Origin of the sequence: Streptomyces marianii (assembly GCF_005795905.1) — a bacterium.
Taxonomy (GTDB): Bacteria; Actinomycetota; Actinomycetes; order Streptomycetales; family Streptomycetaceae; genus Streptomyces; species Streptomyces marianii.
In genome coordinates this window covers 5,978,368-5,995,673 of record NZ_VAWE01000001.1, presented here as the reverse complement: position 1 = coordinate 5,995,673, position 17,306 = coordinate 5,978,368, and the positions used below count along the sequence as shown (strand labels likewise).

The 17,306-nt window shown below is 70.9% G+C and carries 13 protein-coding genes and 2 pseudogenes; 6 read left to right on the top strand and 9 right to left on the bottom strand.

Annotated features, from left to right (window positions below; genetic code table 11):
• The first annotated feature begins 34 nt into the window (after positions 1-34).
• The 3 genes and pseudogenes from FEF34_RS27220 to FEF34_RS27210 form a co-directional block, all read left to right on the top strand.
• Positions 35-622, top strand: a complete 588-nt coding sequence (locus tag FEF34_RS27220; protein ID WP_138055503.1) for a DUF4383 domain-containing protein — start codon at positions 35-37, stop codon at positions 620-622.
• A 21-nt stretch (positions 623-643) separates the two neighbouring features.
• The gene (locus tag FEF34_RS27215; RefSeq protein WP_138055502.1) at positions 644-868 is read left to right on the top strand and encodes an FmdB family zinc ribbon protein; all 225 of its coding nucleotides are present in this window, start codon (positions 644-646) and stop codon (positions 866-868) included.
• Between the two features lie 31 nt (positions 869-899).
• A pseudogene (locus FEF34_RS27210) lies at positions 900-1,518 on the top strand (DedA family protein); the annotation flags it as partial.
• 455 nt (positions 1,519-1,973) lie between these two features.
• Here the strand turns inward: FEF34_RS27210 and FEF34_RS27205 are convergent.
• From FEF34_RS27205 to FEF34_RS27195, 3 genes and pseudogenes are all read right to left on the bottom strand, one after another.
• Positions 1,974-2,765: pseudogene (locus FEF34_RS27205) on the bottom strand (HAD family hydrolase); the annotation flags it as partial.
• Positions 2,762-5,536, bottom strand: a complete 2,775-nt coding sequence (locus FEF34_RS27200; RefSeq protein WP_138055501.1) for a phosphoribosyltransferase domain-containing protein — start codon at positions 5,534-5,536, stop codon at positions 2,762-2,764. The gene FEF34_RS27200 and the pseudogene FEF34_RS27205, both read right to left, overlap by 4 nt.
• A complete protein-coding gene (locus tag FEF34_RS27195) occupies positions 5,536-6,699 on the bottom strand; it encodes an HpcH/HpaI aldolase/citrate lyase family protein (RefSeq protein WP_138055500.1) in 1,164 nt (387 codons plus the stop codon). Before FEF34_RS27195 ends, FEF34_RS27200 begins: the two co-directional genes overlap by 1 nt.
• A 489-nt stretch (positions 6,700-7,188) precedes the next feature.
• Here FEF34_RS27195 and FEF34_RS27190 point away from each other — a divergent pair, with 489 nt between their 5' ends.
• Entirely contained in the window at positions 7,189-8,040 is an 852-nt protein-coding gene (locus tag FEF34_RS27190; protein ID WP_138055499.1) for a TerD family protein, read from the top strand.
• A gap of 196 nt (positions 8,041-8,236) precedes the next feature.
• On the opposite strand, the gene FEF34_RS27185 is transcribed toward FEF34_RS27190, so the two are convergent.
• The 6 genes from FEF34_RS27185 to FEF34_RS27160 form a co-directional block, all read right to left on the bottom strand.
• Complete coding sequence (locus tag FEF34_RS27185) at positions 8,237-8,974, bottom strand: TerD family protein (RefSeq protein WP_138055498.1); 738 nt, start codon at positions 8,972-8,974, stop codon at positions 8,237-8,239.
• 154 nt (positions 8,975-9,128) lie between these two features.
• Entirely contained in the window at positions 9,129-10,265 is a 1,137-nt protein-coding gene (locus FEF34_RS27180; RefSeq protein ID WP_138055497.1) for a DUF475 domain-containing protein, read from the bottom strand.
• 160 nt (positions 10,266-10,425) lie between these two features.
• Positions 10,426-11,001 (bottom strand): TerD family protein, encoded by a 576-nt coding sequence (locus FEF34_RS27175; protein WP_138055496.1) that lies wholly within the window; start codon positions 10,999-11,001, stop codon positions 10,426-10,428.
• Between the two features lie 89 nt (positions 11,002-11,090).
• A complete protein-coding gene (locus tag FEF34_RS27170) occupies positions 11,091-11,666 on the bottom strand; it encodes a TerD family protein (protein ID WP_138055495.1) in 576 nt (191 codons plus the stop codon).
• A gap of 133 nt (positions 11,667-11,799) precedes the next feature.
• Positions 11,800-12,258, bottom strand: a complete 459-nt coding sequence (locus FEF34_RS27165; protein ID WP_138055494.1) for a peroxiredoxin — start codon at positions 12,256-12,258, stop codon at positions 11,800-11,802.
• A 147-nt stretch (positions 12,259-12,405) separates the two neighbouring features.
• Complete coding sequence (locus FEF34_RS27160; protein WP_138055493.1) at positions 12,406-12,834, bottom strand: DUF3052 domain-containing protein; 429 nt, start codon at positions 12,832-12,834, stop codon at positions 12,406-12,408.
• A 339-nt stretch (positions 12,835-13,173) separates the two neighbouring features.
• On the opposite strand from FEF34_RS27160, the gene aceE reads away from it, so the two are divergent.
• Both aceE and FEF34_RS27150 read left to right on the top strand, forming a co-directional pair.
• Positions 13,174-15,921, top strand: coding sequence for a pyruvate dehydrogenase (acetyl-transferring), homodimeric type (gene aceE / locus FEF34_RS27155; RefSeq protein ID WP_138055492.1), 2,748 nt, complete (start codon positions 13,174-13,176; stop codon positions 15,919-15,921).
• A gap of 293 nt (positions 15,922-16,214) precedes the next feature.
• Positions 16,215-17,072, top strand: a complete 858-nt coding sequence (locus tag FEF34_RS27150; RefSeq protein ID WP_234042576.1) for a potassium channel family protein — start codon at positions 16,215-16,217, stop codon at positions 17,070-17,072.
• The last annotated feature ends 234 nt before the right edge of the window (positions 17,073-17,306 follow it).

Below are 17,306 nucleotides of genomic sequence, written 5' to 3'. Positions count from 1 at the left end.
GTATGAGAGGTACGCACGGCCAAAGGAGGCCGCAATGGCATCCACGCACTCGCCGCAGGCCACGCAGAACCCCAGCGGCCTGCACGTCGCCCTGGACGAACATCTGCCCGTGGACCACAGGCTCAACCAGGTCTACCGCTACGGCGCCGGGCTCATGGGCCTGATCCTGCTGGCCTTCGGGATCCTCGGGCTGACGCACAACCTGGGCTTCTTCGACACGGGAAACGACACCGTCGCCGGTCTCAACACCAACGGCGCGCTGAGCGTGCTGTCCATCTGCGTCGGGCTGCTGCTGTTCGTCGGCATGGTCATCGGCGGGAACTTCGCCTCCACGCTGAACATGGTGCTGGGCATCCTCTTCATCCTCAGCGGCTTCGTGAACCTCGGCCTGCTGGACACCGGTGCGAACTTCCTCAACTTCCGCATCCAGAACGTCCTCTTCAGCTTCGTCGTGGGGATCATGCTGATGTGGTTCGGAATGTACGGCCGGGTAGGCAGCACGCTCCCCCACGACAACCCGTACTGGAAGGCCCGCCACCCCGACGAAGCGGCGACGGAGGAGCAGGCGCGTGTCGAGCGGATGCGGGCGCGCGAGCTCCCGGAGGCCGGTCGCCAGGGCTGACGACCGGGCTAACCTGTCCCCATGCCCCGATACGAGTACCGCTGCCGCACTTGCGACGACACCTTCGAGCTGAGTCGGCCCATGGCCGAGTCCTCCGCTCCCGCGTCCTGCCCCGCGGGGCACGCCGACACCGTGAAACTGCTGTCGGCGGTCGCCGTGGGCGGGACGAGCACGGGGCCGGCCCCCGCACCCGCCGGTGGCGGTGGCGGTGGCGGTGGTTGCTGCGGCGGTGGCTGCTGCGGCTGATGACGTACCCGTGCGCGCCGCCGCGGACCCGATGGCCGACAGCGGAGCACCGGGCTGGATCAACAGCCTCATGGACACTCTCGGCGTGCCCGGTGCGGGCATCGCCGTGGCCTTGGAGAACCTCTTCCCGCCAATGCCCAGCGAGGTGATCCTGCCGTTGGCGGGCTTCGCCGCGGCGACGGGCCGGATGGACCTGTTCGGCGCGCTGCTGTGGACGACGCTCGGTTCCGTCGTGGGCGCGCTCGCGCTCTACGGTGTCGGGGCGTTGCTCGGCCGGGACCGTACGGTGGCGATCGCGGCCCGTCTGCCCCTGGTGAAGGTGTCGGACGCGAACGCAGCGAGGTGTGGTTCGCCCGGCACGGCACGAAGGCCGTGCTCTTCGGCCGGATGCTCCCGGTCTTCCGCAGTCTGATCTCGGTGCCTGCGGGCATCGAGCGCATGCCGCTGCCCGTGTTCCTGGCGCTGACGGCGCTGGGCAGCGCCCTGTGGAACTCGCTTTCGTCCTCGCGGGGTACGCGCTCGGCGACGGCTGGACCCAGGTGACGGGATTCGTCGATGTCTACGCGAAGGTGGTGCTGGTGGGCGCGCTGGGTTCGGTGGTGCTGTTCGTGTCCGTACGGCTGCCGCGGCCGGGGAAGGGGACCCGACGCGCGTGACCGGTGCAGACGTGGAGCCCGGGTCGGGCGCTGAGCCCCGGTCGAGCGCCCGTCCGAGCCCGCCCGCACGACCACCCGACACCGCACGACCGTCCGACCCCGTCCGACCCCGTCCGACCGTCCGACCACGGGCGTCCGTCCGACCCCGGGCGTCGATCCCGGCGGGCGGCCCCGGCCCCCGGTCCCCAGACCGCCCGTCTCCCCGCTCCCGCCTACAGCGCGGCCGGTGACTCCGCCCCGCCGGGTGCAGGTACCGTCGTCCGTGCCGTCACCGCGGCCTCCGCGGACGCGCCTCCGGCCGCCCCCGCGCCTCCGTCGTCCCTCCCGCCCTCCGCAGCCCCAGCGCCCTCGGCCTTCGCGCCCGGAACCGTGCGCGCCCTCCCGACCACGTCCCCCACCACGTCCCCCGTGGCGGCTCGGGCCGCGTACCCCGCCGCGTCCGTGACCGTCGCGGTGAACCGGCGCAGGATCACCTCGCCCGCCTCGACCCCTCGCTCGGCGAGCGCCGTGACGTGCCGCGGCGCCCAGTCGGTGTCCGCGAGTTCACCGTGGCCCGGGCGCCAGGCGTGGTCCGCTGCCAGCAGCAGATCTGCGTCGAGGAGGGAGTCGCCGGCCGCGAGGACGCGCTCGGCTCCGGTGCGCCGCGCCAGTTCGCGGACGGCCGCGCTCTTGGTGAGCGGCTTCGGCACGGCGTAGATCTTGCGGCCCTGCAGGGAGACCGTCCAGCCCTTCGTCTCCGCCCAGGCGGAGAGTTCCCGGGTCCAGCCGTCCGGGAGCAGCGAACGCTCCACGACCAGGTAGGCGAAGAGGTCCTCGGCGACCCGCTCCTTCAGCAGCCAGGCCGGGTCCGCGGCCGCGAGCAGATGGGAGCGGATCTCTGTGAGCGGGGCGCACTCGTCGGCGAGCCTGCCGGCGACCACGCGCTGCCAGTCGCGGTCGGACTCGCCGTCGACCAGCAGATGGCCGCCGTTGGCGCAGATCGCGTACCGGGGGTCGGGGCCGGGGAGCCGGATCCTGGCGTACTGCTCGCGGGTGCGGGTCGTCGTCGGTACGAAGACGGCGTTGTGCGCGAGTTCGGTGAGCAGCGCGGCGGCGGCCTCCGTCATGTACGACAGCGGCTTGCTCTCGTACACCTCGACGCACAGCAGCCGGGGCGCCCTGGCGTCGGGGACGGTCAGCTGCAGGGCGGCCGCCGAGTAGATGAGCGTGCGGTCGAGGTCACTGGTGATCAGGGAGGTCACTGCGCCGCCACCGCCTTTCCGTCGGCGCCGGTGGCGCCGCGTGTGAACCGGGGGTGGACGAGGCCGACGCAGCTGTAGGGCAGGTCGTCGGTCTCCTCGACGGGGACGCCGCGCTGTTCGGCGAGCAGGCGTACGTGGTCCAGGTCGGCGCCCGCGCCGCGCTTGGCGAGGATCTTCCAGGGGACGCGGCGGAGCAGGACGCGGGTGGTCTCGCCGACGCCGGGCTTGACGAGGTTGACGTCGTGGATGCCGTACTCCTCGCTGATCCGCTCCACCGCCGCCCAGCCGGCCCAGGTCGGGGTGCGGTCTACGGAGAGCAGTTCCTTCACGTCGGTGTCGACGGCATCGGCCACCTCGTCGAATCGCGCCTCGACGGTGTCGAGGAAGTGGCCGGACACATCGGCGGCGGCCAGTTCGCGGTAGTACTTCGCACCGTGGAAGTCGTGCGGCCCGACCAGGTCGGTGCGCAGGACTGTGCGCGAGACCAGCCCGGACACCGTGGAGTTGAGGCAGGCGGAGGGGATGAGGAAGTCCTCGCGGGTGCCGTAGGTGCGGACGCAGCCGCCGGGGTCGGCGAGCACCGCGATCTCGGGGACGAAGCCGTCGAACTCGCCGAGTGCGGCGGCCAGTTCGCGTGTGATGGCGCCCTTGCCGGTCCAGCCGTCGACGAACACCACGTCGGCCGGGTGGTGGTGGGCGGCGAGCCAGCGCAGCGCGTTGGCGTCGATGCCGCGGCCGCGGACGATCGAGACGGCGTAGTGGGGCAGGTCGAGGCCGTGGCGGTGCCGGGCCCAGCGGCGCATCAGCACTCCGACGGGTGTGCCGGCGCGGGCCAGCGAGACCAGGACGGGGCGGCTCTCGCGGGGGTGCGTGCCGGGCCGCTGGCGCTGCGGGTGCTCGGCGAGGACGGTGTCGGTGACGGCGCCGACGGCGCGGGCGATCCGGGCGGCGGAGGTCTCCAGGGCGGCGTGGAACAGCGCCTGGTACGCGTCGCTGGGCTGGTACTCGACGGGCAGCGACTCGGCGTAGTGCGCGCCACCGCTCTGTATCGCCTCCTCGCGCTCCTCGGTGGGCGCCTCGAGTTCGACGTCCGAGAGGTCCTGGAGCAGCCAGCCGACCTCGTCGGGCGCGTAGGAGGAGAACTCGGGTCCGCGGAGCGGCTCGGGCGGCATGGGGTCCCTCTCGGGAGCGGGTACGTAGCTGGGGACGACGGTGAGCACGACGTGCGGTATGTGCGCGGCGAGTTGTGCGAGCAGTCCGTCCGGGGCGTGCAGGGCGGCCGTGTCGGCGGCCGAGTCCACGACGGCGACGACCGCGTCGAAGCCTCCGCCGGCGACGTTGTAGGCGTATCGCTCGCCCGGGCCGTCGGCCGGTTCGTCGTGGGCGGGGAATACCAGCCGGTTCCGTATGGCGTAGCCGGGGTCGTCGACGGCGAGCACGGGGGACCGCGTGGTCGTCGAGTAGCGCACCTCGCGTGCGGCGCCGGTCCGCTCCAGTTCGAGCGCGAGCCGCAGCGGCGCGTACATCAGCTCCTCGAAGCCGAGGACGAGGACCCGCGGGGCGCCGTCCGTCCGCGGCGGTGCGACGGCCCCGGCCGTGCGTTTCGGGGCTCCGACGGTCTCCGGCGGGCGGCCGTCGCCCAGGGCTTCGGCGACGCGTTGTGCCATGGCGGGCAGGGCGGCCTCCAGCTCGACGCGGTGCGCGGGTGTGAAGCCGTGCCGGCCGCCGTCGGGGACTCCCGAGGGCCAGTCCAGGTCGACGCGTACGACGTGCGGGGCGTACGGCCCGGGCGGCCCGGGCCGCCTGTGCGCGGTGGGGCCGGTCGCGCGCTCGGCACCGTCCGCGCGGTCCGGGCCGCCCCGGCCGTCGGCGCCGTCCACGCGGTCCGCGCCCCGCGTGCCGTCCACACCGTCGGTTCGGTCGGTGCCTTCCGGTGCCTCCGGTGCCGCAGGGGAGCGGTACGTCGCCACGGCGGGTGCCGCGGCGTCCGTACTGCCGCCGGGCCCGCCGGGCGCACCGCCGCTGCCGCCGGGTGCGGGAGCCGTGGTCGCGGTCTCGTGGGCCGCGACCAGGGCCTGGCCCTTCTCGAGGACGCCGTCGGGCAGGCGGACCGTGCCGCCGGCGTGCGCCACCAGGTCGATGCGGGCGTCGATCTCCTTCGCGAAGGCGTCCAGCCGGCCCAGGTCCCGGGCCGAGCGCATGTCGACGAGGGCGACGATCACGTACCGGCCGCGCGGGTGGCGGGCGTGGAGGTCGCGGATGGTGTTCAGGACGGTGTTGCCGGTGGAGAACTCGTCGTCCACGAGGACCAGCGGCCCGTCGCCGGCCAGCAGCTTCGGGTCCTCGGGCAACAGCAGGTGCGAGGTGGCGTGGGAGTGGGACTCCTCGAAGCCGCCGGCCGGGCCGACGCCGTCGACGGGACGGCGGGTGGAGTGGAGGTACGGGGCGAGGGCCAGGCCGTCGGCGACCGAGTGGCCGAGGCCCGTCGCCGTCTCCGCGTACCCGAGGACGACGGCCCGCGCGGCCTCCTCGCGGCCCAGCAGTTCGCGGACGCGGACTCCTAGCTCGTACCCGTGGCCGTACACGACGGACGGCTTCTGCGGCACGTGCTTGCCGAGCACGTGCGACACCAGCAGATGCGCGCGCTTGGGGTTGCGCCGCAGCGCGAGGCCGAGCAGCTCCTTCAGCCCGTCGTCGCCGACGAGCTCCACGCCCAGTCGCTGGGAGACCCAGCTTCCCGACCACTCCACTGCTTCGTCTTCCTCCTTCATCAGCCTGCCAGACCCGCGGTCAGCAGCTCCACGAAGCCGACGTCCTCCCGGGCGACGCCGAAGGCCTCGGCGCGCTGGAGCGTGCGCTCCGCCCAGGCGCGGTGCGGCTTCACCTCGTTCATCTTGTTCGTGTAGGCCGAACGCATCACTCCGCCCCCTCCCCGTTCGGGGCGGAGGATGTCCTGCGCGTCGCTGAACTCTTCGTGGCTGACCACCGACAGAGCGTGGACGGGCAGCACATGGGAGGGGTGGATGCAGGTCTTGCCGAGGAGCCCGTTGGCGCGGTCCAGCTCGATCTCGCGGAGCAGTCCGTCGAGGTCGTGCTCGATCAGTGCCGTGCGCAGCTTCTCGGCCCGCAGCTCCATGAAGGGGCTGCGGCGCAGCTGCGGCTTGAACATGCGCTCCTGGAGGCGGAAGTACTCCCAGACCGGTCCGGTGATGGTGAAGCCGGTGCCGTCGGAGCGGCCCAGGACGTTGACGACGTCCGCGATGACGTCGGCGACGATCTTGACGTCGTAGGCCGTCATGTCGGGCGAGCGGCGCAGCCCGTAGGCGGAGCAGAAGTCGGTGACGCCGAGACGGAGGGCGAGGATCCGGTCCCGGTGGTGCCGGACGGAGCGGGCGATGCCGGTCAGGGTCTCGTACCGGGTCTCCAGGTGGAGGAGCTCGGGCGATTCGAGCACCGGCATCACATAGAGCGCGCGGCCGATCACGAATTCGGCGGCGGTGGCCGCCTCCAGGAAGGGGCCGCCTCGCTCCTCGGTGAATTTGGGAAGTACAAATCCGGTCAGGAGTCGGCTCGCCCCGCCGAGACGGCGGGCGAGGTTCTCGATCTGGCCGGGCTCGCGTACCCGGACGAACAGCAGTGGGGGCTCGACCCCGCGCGCGTCGAGGTCGGCGAACTGGCGGACGAGGTTCTCCTCGGCGGCGGGGACGTCGGCGTCGTCGATGGAATCCTCCAGGCAGAGGACCATGGAGACCACTCCGCGCGCGGCCTGCTTGAGCACGTCGTCCGCGAGTCGCGGCCGGGTCGCGGGACTGTAGAGCGTGGCGCCGAGCGCCATGGAGAGCATGCGCGCGGGGGAGCCGGCGTCGAATTCCGCCGGCTCCTGATGGAACAGTTCCTTCCGGGCAGTGGCCGTGATATGCCCGAAATGACGCATCTGATTCCCCCGTACTGCCTGTGCGGCCCTGTGGTTTGGGTGGCCGGTAATAGTACGTAGGGACAGGTGTCGCGAGTTCCCCGGCCGTATGAACTCGAGGTGACTCGTGCACTTCGGTCCCCGACTCAGACTGCCCTCCGCCGCCGCGGGGCATGCCCCGGCCGTTCCCTCGTCGTCCGTGGGTGCCACGGGTGCAGCAGGTGGTACCCCAGGGCCCTGAGCGGGCCCGAGCCGGCGAGCGGGGCCTGAGCGGGCCTGAGCCGGTGAGCGGGGCCTGAGCCGGTGAGCGGGGGCCCCACCCGGCCGTGCGAACGCGTACGGTCGTGCGGTCGTGCGGTGCCACGGGTGCAGCAGGTGGTACCCGCCCCAGGGCCTGAGCGGGCCTGAGCCGGTGAGCGGCGGGCCCGACCCGGCCGTGCGAACGCGTACGGTGCACGGGAGTCGGCCCCGCGTTGTCCGCACGGGGCGCGGGAGGGCAGGATGACGGGCATGACGCACGCGATGCTGAAGGGTTCCAACGTTCCGCTCGGCGCGACCTCGGTCCGGGCGGTGCTGCGCTGGACCCCCGGTGCCGGCGTCCCCGACGTGGACGCCTCCGCCCTGCTGCTGGGCGCCGACGGCCGTGTGCGCGCCGACGAGGACTTCGTCTTCTACAACCAGCCCCGGCACCCTTCCGGGTTCGTGCGGCTGCTGCCCAAGAAGCGCACCGCCGAGGGGCTCACCGACACGGTCCAGGCGGACGTCGGCTCGCTCGACGCCTCCGTGGACCAGGTGGTGCTCGCGGCGTCGTCCGACGGGGGCACGTTCTCCGGGGTGCAGGACCTGCGGATCATGCTGTACGACGCGGCGGTGCCGGGCGGCGAGCCGCTGGCCGTGTTCGACGTCCGGGCGGAGACGGGCGAGGAGACCGCGGTCATCTGCGGCGAGCTCTACCGGCGCGGCGACGGGTGGAAGTTCCGCGCGGTGGGGCAGGGCTATCCGACCGGGCTGATCGGCCTGGCCACGGCCTTCGGTATCTCGGTGGACGACAGCGAGCCGTCCGCCGCCGCTTCCGCTCCCGAGTCGGCGGCGCAGAACCAGGCCCCGTCCCGGGCGGAGGCGCAGCCGCAGGCCGAGCCGTCGTACGGTTACCCGCAGCCGGCCTCCCCCGCGACACAGCCGGCGTACGGCTATCCCCAACCGGCCTCCCCCGCGACACAGCCCGCGTACGGCTATCCCCAACCGGCGTCGCCCGCCGCACAGCCCGCGTACGGCTATCCGCAGCCCGCCGCCGCGGCGGGGCCCGCGGCGGATCCGGACTTCCGGCTGCCTCCGATGGGGCCGCAGTTCATCCGGGAGTAGCCGGCCCGGCGGGAACGTCTCTCCGGCACTGATCCGTGCCCGCCGCGGGACGTTCGTCCGTCAGCGGCGTGCGCCCGCCCCGGGCCGCTCGTCCTGCGCCCGCCCAGCGCCGCTCGCCCTGCCCCGCCCAGCGCCGTTCGCCCGTCGGCGGCCCGCACTCGGACGGGACCGCGCCTGTGGGGCGGGCAGGGGAGCGTCAGGTCTTGGTCTTGTATCCGCGACCCCACTGCAGGCCCCAGCCGTACAGCCGGTCCAGCTCGGCCTGGAAGCCGTACACGAACTTCACCTCGCGGCGCACGACCAGCTCGCCCTTGACGTTCTCGACCATGAACACGGCGCACGAGCGGGCCTGCGGGGCGCGCTCGTCCAGTTCGATCTCCACCCGCGGTCCGTTGCTGGGATAGAGCGTCACCTTGGCGTGCGTGCGGTCGAACGCGGGCGTGCTGTCGTAGATGTAGACGAAGAACAGCAGGCGCCTGATCGACTCCCGGTGGTCCAGGTTGACGAACAGCGTCTCCCCGGAGGGTGCGCCGAACCGGTCGTCACCGCTGAGGCGGACGTACGGCGGCTCGTTCAGGCTGCCGAAGAGGCCGCCGAGCGGCTGCACCACGCCCTTGCCGCCGTCCGTCATCTCGTACAGGCAGCCGAGGTCGAGGTCGACGTTGACGACGCCCTGGGTGTGCGCCTGGACCACTTCGGGACGGAAGAGCATCGACGGATTGCGCAGCAGTCGGCCGCTCTGCCGCGACCGGCCCTCGATGTCGGAGGTCCGCATCCGCCAGGAGAGGTTGACGCGGAGGTTGCCGGTGGCGGCGCTCTGCTTGGAGAGCGAGACCTGCGGGCGCCGCCTGGTCAGCTGGATGGAGTTGGTCGAGGCGCTGCCCGAGTCGAACTGCGCTGCTCTGCCGCGCCACAAACCGTCCCAGAACGCCATGTCCCACCCCTGACTGCGCCGGCCCCCTCCCGGAGCCGGTCCGGATACACCGCCCGGCCCCCGTGCCACGGGGGCCCGGCAGCCGCGCGGGGCGGCCCGGAGACCCTGTGCCTCCCGGCCGCCCCGCTGAGAGCGTTCCTCAAACCCCGCGGTGTCACACTTCCTCTGCCGCGAGTACCTCTTCTTCCTTCTCCTCGTGGTCCCTCAGGCGCTGGTTGCGCCGCACGGAGGACCAGAAGGACCAGGCGATCAGGGCCACACCGATGAGGCCGGTGACGACCTCGGGGACCTCGTACTGGATGGTGATCAGCAGGATCGCGGCCAGCGCGCCGATCGCGTAGTGGGCGCCGTGCTCGAGGTAGACGTAGTCGTCGAGGGTGCCCTGGCGGACCAGGTAGACCGTGAGGGACCGGACGTACATGGCGCCGATGCCGAGGCCGAGCGCGATGACGACCGGGTCGTTGCTGACCGCGAAGGCGCCGATGACGCCGTCGAAGGAGAAGGACGCGTCCAGCACCTCGAGGTACATGAACATGAAGAACGCGGCCTTGCCGACGAGCTTGGCGGCCGAGACCGGCTTGCCGGCCCGCTTGGCCTCCTCCTCTGCCTCGTGCTCGCGCTCCTCCTCCTCTTCGAGCTTGTCCTCGAAGAAGCCGGAGAGACCGCCCACGACCATGTACGTGATGAGGCCGGCGACGCCGGCGAGCAGCACCGTGGACGACTTGTCGACGTGCACCCCGCCGTACTGGTGGGCGTGGACGGCGAAGGTGGTGGCGGTGATCAGCAGGATGATCAGTGCGACACAGGCCGCCAGCATGTCGATCTTGCCCAGCTTGGCCAGGGGCCGCTCCAGCCAGGCGAGCCACTTGATCTCCCGGTCCTCGAAGATGAAGTCGAGGAAGATCATGAGCAGGAACATGCCGCCGAACGCCGCGATGGCGGGGTGGGCGTCGGTGACCAGTTCCTCGTAGCGGGCGTGGTTGTTCAGGGCGAGGTCGATCGCCTCGATGGGACCGAGCTTCGCCGTGATCGAGACGATCACGACGGGGAACACCAGCCGCATGCCGAAGACGGCGATCAGGATGCCGATGGTAAGGAAGATCTTCTGCCAGAACTCGCTCATCTTCTTCAGCACGCCGGCGTTGACCACCGCGTTGTCGAAGGAGAGCGAGACCTCCAGGATGGACAGGATCGCGACGAGCCCGAAGGCCGTCCAGCCCCCGTAGAACACCGCAGCGACCAGGCCGAGCGCAGTGACTGCGAACGACCAGCCGAAGGTTTTCAGTACCACTGGCTACCCAATCGTTGTGTACGGAGCTCCCCCGCCGACGGCGGGATTCCCCCCGCGCCGCACGCGGCTTCGCGCTGCATCGCCCCGGGGGCGGCCTCCCGGATCCCATGAGGGCTCCAGGACCGCCTACCCCCGTTTTTGACCAAGCCGGAGCAGTGCTTTAGGAAACGTTGACCCCGAAGTCTAGAGCGATGCCCCGGAGCCCCGACGCGTACCCCTGTCCCACCGCCCGGAACTTCCACTCCCCCCCGTACCGGTAGAGCTCGCCGAAGATCATCGCCGTTTCGGTGGAGGCGTCCTCACTCAGGTCGTACCGGGCGAGCTCCTGGCCGTCGGCCTGGTTCACCACGCGAATGAAGGCATTGCTGACCTGGCCGAACGTCTGGCCGCGGTTGTCCGCCTCATGGATCGAGACCGGAAAGATGATCTTGTCGCAGTGCGCGGGCACCTTCGTCAGGTCGACGATCAGGGACTCGTCGTCCCCGTCGCCCTCGCCCGTGAGGTTGTCCCCGGTGTGTGTGACGGAACCCTCCGGGCTCGTCAGATTGTTGTAGAAGACGAAGAACTCGTCCCCCAGCACCCGGCCAGACTGGCAGAGCAGTGCGCTGGCGTCGAGGTCGAAGGGCGCTCCGGTGGTGGAGCGTGCGTCCCAGCCGAGCCCCACGAGGACCTGGGTGAGGTTCGGTGCGGCCTTGGAGAGGGAGACATTGCCTCCCTTGGCGAGCGTGACGCCCATGTCGGTGTCCTCCCCTGAACGTACGGAACTACAGGCGCGTCCGGCGCCGCACGGTGTGTGCGGCGCCGGACACTTCGGTTGATCTCGGCTCAGACGTTGACGCCGAAGTCCTGCGCGATGCCGCGCAGACCCGAGGCGTAGCCCTGGCCGATGGCACGGAACTTCCACTCCGCGCCGTTGCGGTACAGCTCACCGAAGACCATGGCGGTCTCGGTCGAGGCGTCCTCGCTCAGGTCGTACCGGGCGAGCTCCTCGCCGTTGGCCTGGTTCACCACGCGGATGAAGGCGTTGCGGACCTGGCCGAAGGACTGCTGACGGGTCTCGGCGTCGTAGATCGACACCGGGAAAACGATCTTCTGGACGTCGGCGGGGACCCCGGCCAGATTGACCTTGATCTGCTCGTCGTCGCCCTCGCCCTCACCGGTGAGGTTGTCACCGGTGTGCTCCACCGAGCCGTCGGGGCTCTTCAGGTTGTTGAAGAACACGAAGTTGCCGTCGGCCCCGACCTTGCCCTCGGCGTTCGTCAGCAGGGCGCTGGCGTCGAGGTCGAAGTCGGTGCCGGTGGTGGTGCGGACGTCCCAGCCCAGACCGACGGTGACCGCGGTCAGGTTGGGGGCGGCCTTGGTCAGCGAGACGTTGCCGCCCTTGCTGAGGCTGACTCCCACGAGTCCTCCCATGTGGTTTCAGGGGCAGCGCCCCCGTCGTGCGTTGGCATTCGGATCAACGACTGGATCCTAGTGACCGGTTCCCGGGCGAGACAGGTGGTCGGCCCGAAGGATCACCGGGTGTCGACGGCCGTCAGAGCGTGTCCAGTGCCTTGACGTAGTCGTTCAGGTCGCGGGCGTCGGGCAGGCCGTTGACGACGGTCCAGCGCACCACGCCCTCCTTGTCGATGACGAACGTACCGCGCACCGCGCAGCCCTTGTCCTCGTCGAAGACGCCGTACGCGCGCGAGGTCGCGCCGTGCGGCCAGAAGTCCGACAGCAGCGGGTACTCGAGGCCCTCCTGCTCGGCGAAGACGCGCAGGGTGTGGATGGAGTCGTTGGAGACGGCGAGCAACTGGGTGTCGTCGTTGACGAACTTCGGCAGCTCGTCGCGGAGCGCGCAGAGCTCGCCCGTGCACACCCCGGTGAAGGCGAAGGGGTAGAAGAGCAGCACCACGTTCTTCTCACCGCGGAACTCGGAGAGGGTCACGATCCGCCCGTGGTTGTCCTTCAGTTCGAAGTCCGGGGCCTTGGTGCCGACCTCGATCGCCATGACTGGTGCATCCCTTCGTTGGCCGCTTCGGCGCCGGAGCACCGCCTCGGCCGTGGGCCGCCGCGGCTCCGGTCCGCTGGATGCCCCAGCCTACGCACAGAGTCCCCGCCGGCGGTCGGCCGGCGGAGACCCTGGGTCGGCTGTGGATCAGCGCTTGGCCTTGGGCGTGGCCAGCCTGCTGCCGGTCCAGTCCTTGCCCGCGTTGATGCTCTTGGTCTGCGAGAGGCCGGCGGTCTGCGAGGCCTCGTTGATGTCACTGGGCTCGACGTAGCCGTCACGGCCGGTCTTCGGCGTCATGAGCCAGACGAGTCCGCCCTCGTCGACGAGGCCGATGGCGTCCACGAGCGCGTCCGTAAGGTCGCCGTCCTCGTCGCGGAACCACAGCAGGACGACGTCAGCGACGTCGTCGTAGTCCTCGTCGACGATTTCCTGGCCGATTGCGGATTCGATGCCCTCGCGGAGCTCGTGCTCGACGTCGTCGTCGTAGCCGATCTCCTGGACCACCTGTCCGGGCTCGAACCCCAGCCTCGCCGCCGGGTTGGTCCGCTCCTCCGCGTGGTCCGCGGTCGCGCTCACGGCTTGCCTCCTGATCTTGTTTCGGAAAATGCTTCAGCCGCGCGCGTACGCGTGGCATTGGGCCGTAGTCCACACGGGCGGGACGGATCGCGCAAGTACCCGGCCGCCGAGACCGCCGAAACGGTGACGTTTACGGCCGTGTCGCCCCAACTCCGGGACGGGCTTCCGTCAGCCCCGGTGAGTCGGACTCACCCCTTCGCACCCTTTGTACGCTTCCGCGCCCACGGTTCGCCAATCGGGGCGGGTTGGTTACCGTTCGGTAGAGATGACGTTTTGCTCCCCGGGGGTACACGATGGGGAACGCGTCACCACATACCAACCGACCAGCGAAGGAACAGCGTGGCTTCCGGATCAGATCGCAACCCGATCATCATTGGCGGCCTTCCGAGCCAGGTCCCGGACTTCGATCCGGAGGAGACCCAGGAGTGGCTCGACTCGCTCGACGCCGCCGTCGACGAGCGCGGCCGTGAGCGGGCCCGCTACCTCATGCTGCGACTGATCGAGCGGGCCCGCGAGAAGCGCGTGGCCGTGCCCGAGATGCGCAGCACGGACTACGTGAACACCATCGCGACCAAGGACGAGCCGTTCTTCCCCGGAAACGAGGAGATCGAGCGGAAGATCCTGAACGCCACCCGCTGGAACGCCGCGGTGATGGTCTCCCGCGCCCAGCGCCCCGGGATCGGCGTCGGCGGCCACATCGCCACCTTCGCCTCCTCCGCGTCCCTCTACGACGTGGGCTTCAACCACTTCTTCCGCGGCAAGGACGAGGGCGACGGCGGCGACCAGATCTTCTTCCAGGGCCACGCCTCGCCCGGCGTCTACGCCCGCGCGTTCCTGCTGGACCGGCTGAACGAGACCCAGCTCGACGCGTTCCGCCAGGAGAAGTCGAAGTTCCCGAACGGGCTGTCGTCGTACCCGCACCCGCGGCTGATGCCGGACTTCTGGGAGTTCCCGACCGTCTCGATGGGCCTCGGCCCGATCGGCGCGATCTACCAGGCGCGGATGAACCGCTACATGGAGGCGCGCGGGATCGCCGACACCTCGCGCTCGCACGTGTGGGCGTTCCTCGGCGACGGCGAGATGGACGAGCCGGAGTCGCTCGGCCAGCTGTCGATCGCCGCCCGTGAGGGCCTGGACAACCTGACGTTCGTGGTCAACTGCAACCTGCAGCGGCTCGACGGCCCGGTGCGCGGCAACGGCAAGATCATCCAGGAGCTGGAGTCGATCTTCCGCGGCGCCGGCTGGAACGTGATCAAGCTGATCTGGGACCGCACCTGGGACCCGCTGCTCGCGCGGGACCGCGACGGCATCCTGGTCAACAAGCTGAACACGACGCCGGACGGTCAGTTCCAGACGTACGCCACGGAGACCGGCGACTACATCCGCCGGCACTTCTTCGGCGAGGACCATCGGCTGCGCGCGATGGTCGAGAACATGACCGACGGCCAGATCCTCCATCTGGGCCGCGGCGGCCACGACCACCGGAAGATCTTCGCCGCCTACTCCGCGGCCCGCGCCCACAAGGGCCAGCCGACGGTGATCCTGGCCCAGACGGTCAAGGGCTGGACGCTGGGCCCGAACTTCGAGGGCCGCAACGCGACCCACCAGATGAAGAAGCTGACGGTCGACGACCTCAAGGGCTTCCGCGACCGGCTGCACCTCCCGATCAGCGACGGCGAGCTGGAGTCCGGCCTGCCGCCGTACTACCACCCGGGCCGCGACTCGGAGGAGATCCAGTACATGCACGACCGCCGCAAGGGCCTGGGCGGGTACGTCCCGACCCGCGTCGTGCGGTCCCAGCCGCTGGCCCTGCCGGACGACAGGACGTATGCGGCCGTGAAGAAGGGTTCCGGCCAGCAGTCGATCGCCACCACCATGGCGTTCGTACGGCTGCTGAAGGACCTCATGCGGGACAAGGAGATCGGCAAGCGGTTCGTGCTGATCGCGCCGGACGAGTACCGCACGTTCGGCATGGACTCGTTCTTCCCGAGCGCGAAGATCTACAACCCGCTCGGCCAGCAGTACGAGGCCGTGGACCGTGAGCTGCTCCTCGCCTACAAGGAGTCGCCGACCGGGCAGATGCTGCACGACGGCATCTCGGAGGCGGGCTGCACCGCCTCGCTGATCGCGGCCGGCTCCGCCTACGCCACCCACGGCGAGCCGCTGATCCCGGTCTACGTCTTCTACTCGATGTTCGGCTTCCAGCGGACCGGCGATCAGTTCTGGCAGATGGCCGACCAGCTCTCGCGTGGATTCGTTCTCGGTGCGACCGCCGGGCGCACGACCCTGACCGGTGAGGGGCTGCAGCACGCGGACGGCCACTCCCAGCTGCTGGCCTCCACGAACCCGGCCTGTGTCGCCTACGACCCGGCGTTCGGCTTCGAGATCGCGCACATCGTCCAGGACGGCCTGCGCCGGATGTACGGCGGAGACGCCGAGCACCCGCACGGCGAGGACGTCTTCTACTACCTGACCGTCTACAACGAGCCCATCCAGCACCCGGCGGAGCCCGAGAACGTCGACGTGGAGGGCATCCTCAAGGGCCTCCACCGCTTCAGGGAGGGCGAGGCGGGGCAGATCCCGGCACAGATCATGGCGTCCGGTGTCGCCGTCCCGTGGGCCCTGGAGGCCCAGCGGATCCTCGCCGAGGACTGGAACGTCAGGGCCGGGGTCTGGTCGGCGACCTCGTGGAACGAGCTGCGGCGCGAGGCCGTGGCAACCGATGAGTACAACCTGCTCCACCCCGAGGAGGAGCAGCGCGTCCCGTATGTGACGCAGAAGCTCGGCAGCGCCGAGGGACCGTTCGTGGCCGTGTCCGACTGGATGCGTTCCGTTCCGGACCAGATCGCACGCTGGGTGCCCGGCCGCTACACCTCGCTGGGTGCGGACGGCTTCGGCTTCGCCGACACCCGGGGCGCGGCCCGCCGGTACTTCCACATCGACGCCCAGTCGATCGTGCTGGCGGTCCTCACCGAGCTCGCCCAGGAGGGCAAGGTCGACCGCTCGGTGCTGAAGCAGGCCGTGGACCGCTACCAGCTGCTGGACGTGTCGGCGGCCGACCCCGGTGCCGCGGGCGGCGACGCCTAGGGCGTGCTGCGAAAGTAGCTCCGTCCGCCCGCAGGGCGGGGCCTGCGGCGTCTGGTGCATGGGGTCTCCGTAATCCCCAGCGGGCGCACGACGACAGCTGCGGCACCTCGCTGCGTTGCCGGATCGCCCGAATACGCCCAGTATGAGGACGACCCCCCGCCTTGCGATGCACCGCATCTGACGCCGCGCGCTGATCCACCGGGGATGACGGGACAGCCCTTAGGCGGCCCGCACGCTCGGCCGTGGCGGGTGCGGGGGGAGGGCTCCCACCGCACCCGCCTACGCTTCCGGGCATGAAGGAACGAACGGCGCAGGTGCGCTGGGAGGCCCGCACCCAGGGCCCGCTGCTGGTTCTCGCCGTGGTGTTCGGGCTCGCGTACGCGGTGCCGATCGTGCTGCCGGACGCCCCCGCGTGGGTCCACCGGGGCTGCCAGGTCGTCGAGTGGACCGTGTGGAGCGCCTTCGCCGCGGACTACCTGGTGCGGCTGTGGCTGGCTCCCTACAAGTGGCTCTTCGTGCGGAGGCATCCACTGGACCTGCTCGCGGTGCTCCTGCCGCTGGTGCAGCCGCTGCGGCTGCTGCGCATGGTCTCCACGCTCCTCCTGGTCGGGCGGCGGGCCCGGATGGCCCCGCAGATCACGCTCACCACGTACGTGGCCGGCGCGGTGACCGGGCTGATGATGTTCGGCTCGCTCGCCGTCCTGGCCGTCGAGCGGGACGCGCCCGGGGGGAACATCCGGACGCTGGGTGACGCCGTGTGGTGGTCGTTCACCACGATGACGACCGTCGGCTACGGCGACCTCGCGCCGACGACGGGTCTGGGGCGGGCGCTCGCGGTCGGGCTCATGCTGTCGGGGATCGCCCTGCTCGGTGTCGTGACCGCCAACATCGCGGCCTGGTTCATCTCCCGCTTCGAGCGCGACGACGCCGAGGAGCGCCGCCAGACGGCCCTCCTGGAGGCCCTGACCCAGGAGGTCAGGGAGCTGCGGGCGGAGGTGGCCCGGCTGTCGGCGGACCCGGTGGCCGTACCCGAGGGGCCCGCCGTACCGCCGCCGAGTGCCGCCGGTTCTGCTGGTGCCGCATCAGGCGACGTTCGCCCCGTCGCGACGCCCGGCACGGCGACTCGCGGCGTCGCCGAATCAACCGAGTAGGCCCACTGCGAGGTCGATCCGGCGCCTTGCGATCCTTCCCCTCGGCCCCGAGGGCCGGGGGAGACCCCACCCCCTCGACCGGAGGACCCGGGGAGACCCCACCCCCTCGACCGGAGGACCCGGGGAGACCCCGTGCACCGGACGCCGCTCCTTGACGGGCGAACCTCGCTTGACGCGGGAGGGCGTGTTGCGAAAGTAGCGTCGTCCGCCCCCGCCCAGACGGGACCTTCGCAA

Bases quoted from the DNA above. Each gene is read 5' to 3' on its own strand.
- FEF34_RS27185 (WP_138055498.1), bottom strand. From the start codon at position 8,974: ATGGCGTTCTGGGACGGTTTGTGGCGCGGCAGAGCAGCGCAGTTCGAC.
- FEF34_RS27220 (WP_138055503.1), top strand. From the start codon at position 35: ATGGCATCCACGCACTCGCCGCAGGCCACGCAGAACCCCAGCGGCCTG.
- FEF34_RS27190 (WP_138055499.1), top strand. From the start codon at position 7,189: ATGACGCACGCGATGCTGAAGGGTTCCAACGTTCCGCTCGGCGCGACC.
- FEF34_RS27215 (WP_138055502.1), top strand. From the start codon at position 644: ATGCCCCGATACGAGTACCGCTGCCGCACTTGCGACGACACCTTCGAG.
- FEF34_RS27200 (WP_138055501.1), bottom strand. From the start codon at position 5,536: ATGAAGGAGGAAGACGAAGCAGTGGAGTGGTCGGGAAGCTGGGTCTCC.
- FEF34_RS27150 (WP_234042576.1), top strand. From the start codon at position 16,215: ATGAAGGAACGAACGGCGCAGGTGCGCTGGGAGGCCCGCACCCAGGGC.
- FEF34_RS27165 (WP_138055494.1), bottom strand. From the start codon at position 12,258: ATGGCGATCGAGGTCGGCACCAAGGCCCCGGACTTCGAACTGAAGGAC.
- FEF34_RS27195 (WP_138055500.1), bottom strand. From the start codon at position 6,699: ATGCGTCATTTCGGGCATATCACGGCCACTGCCCGGAAGGAACTGTTC.
- FEF34_RS27175 (WP_138055496.1), bottom strand. From the start codon at position 11,001: ATGGGCGTCACGCTCGCCAAGGGAGGCAATGTCTCCCTCTCCAAGGCC.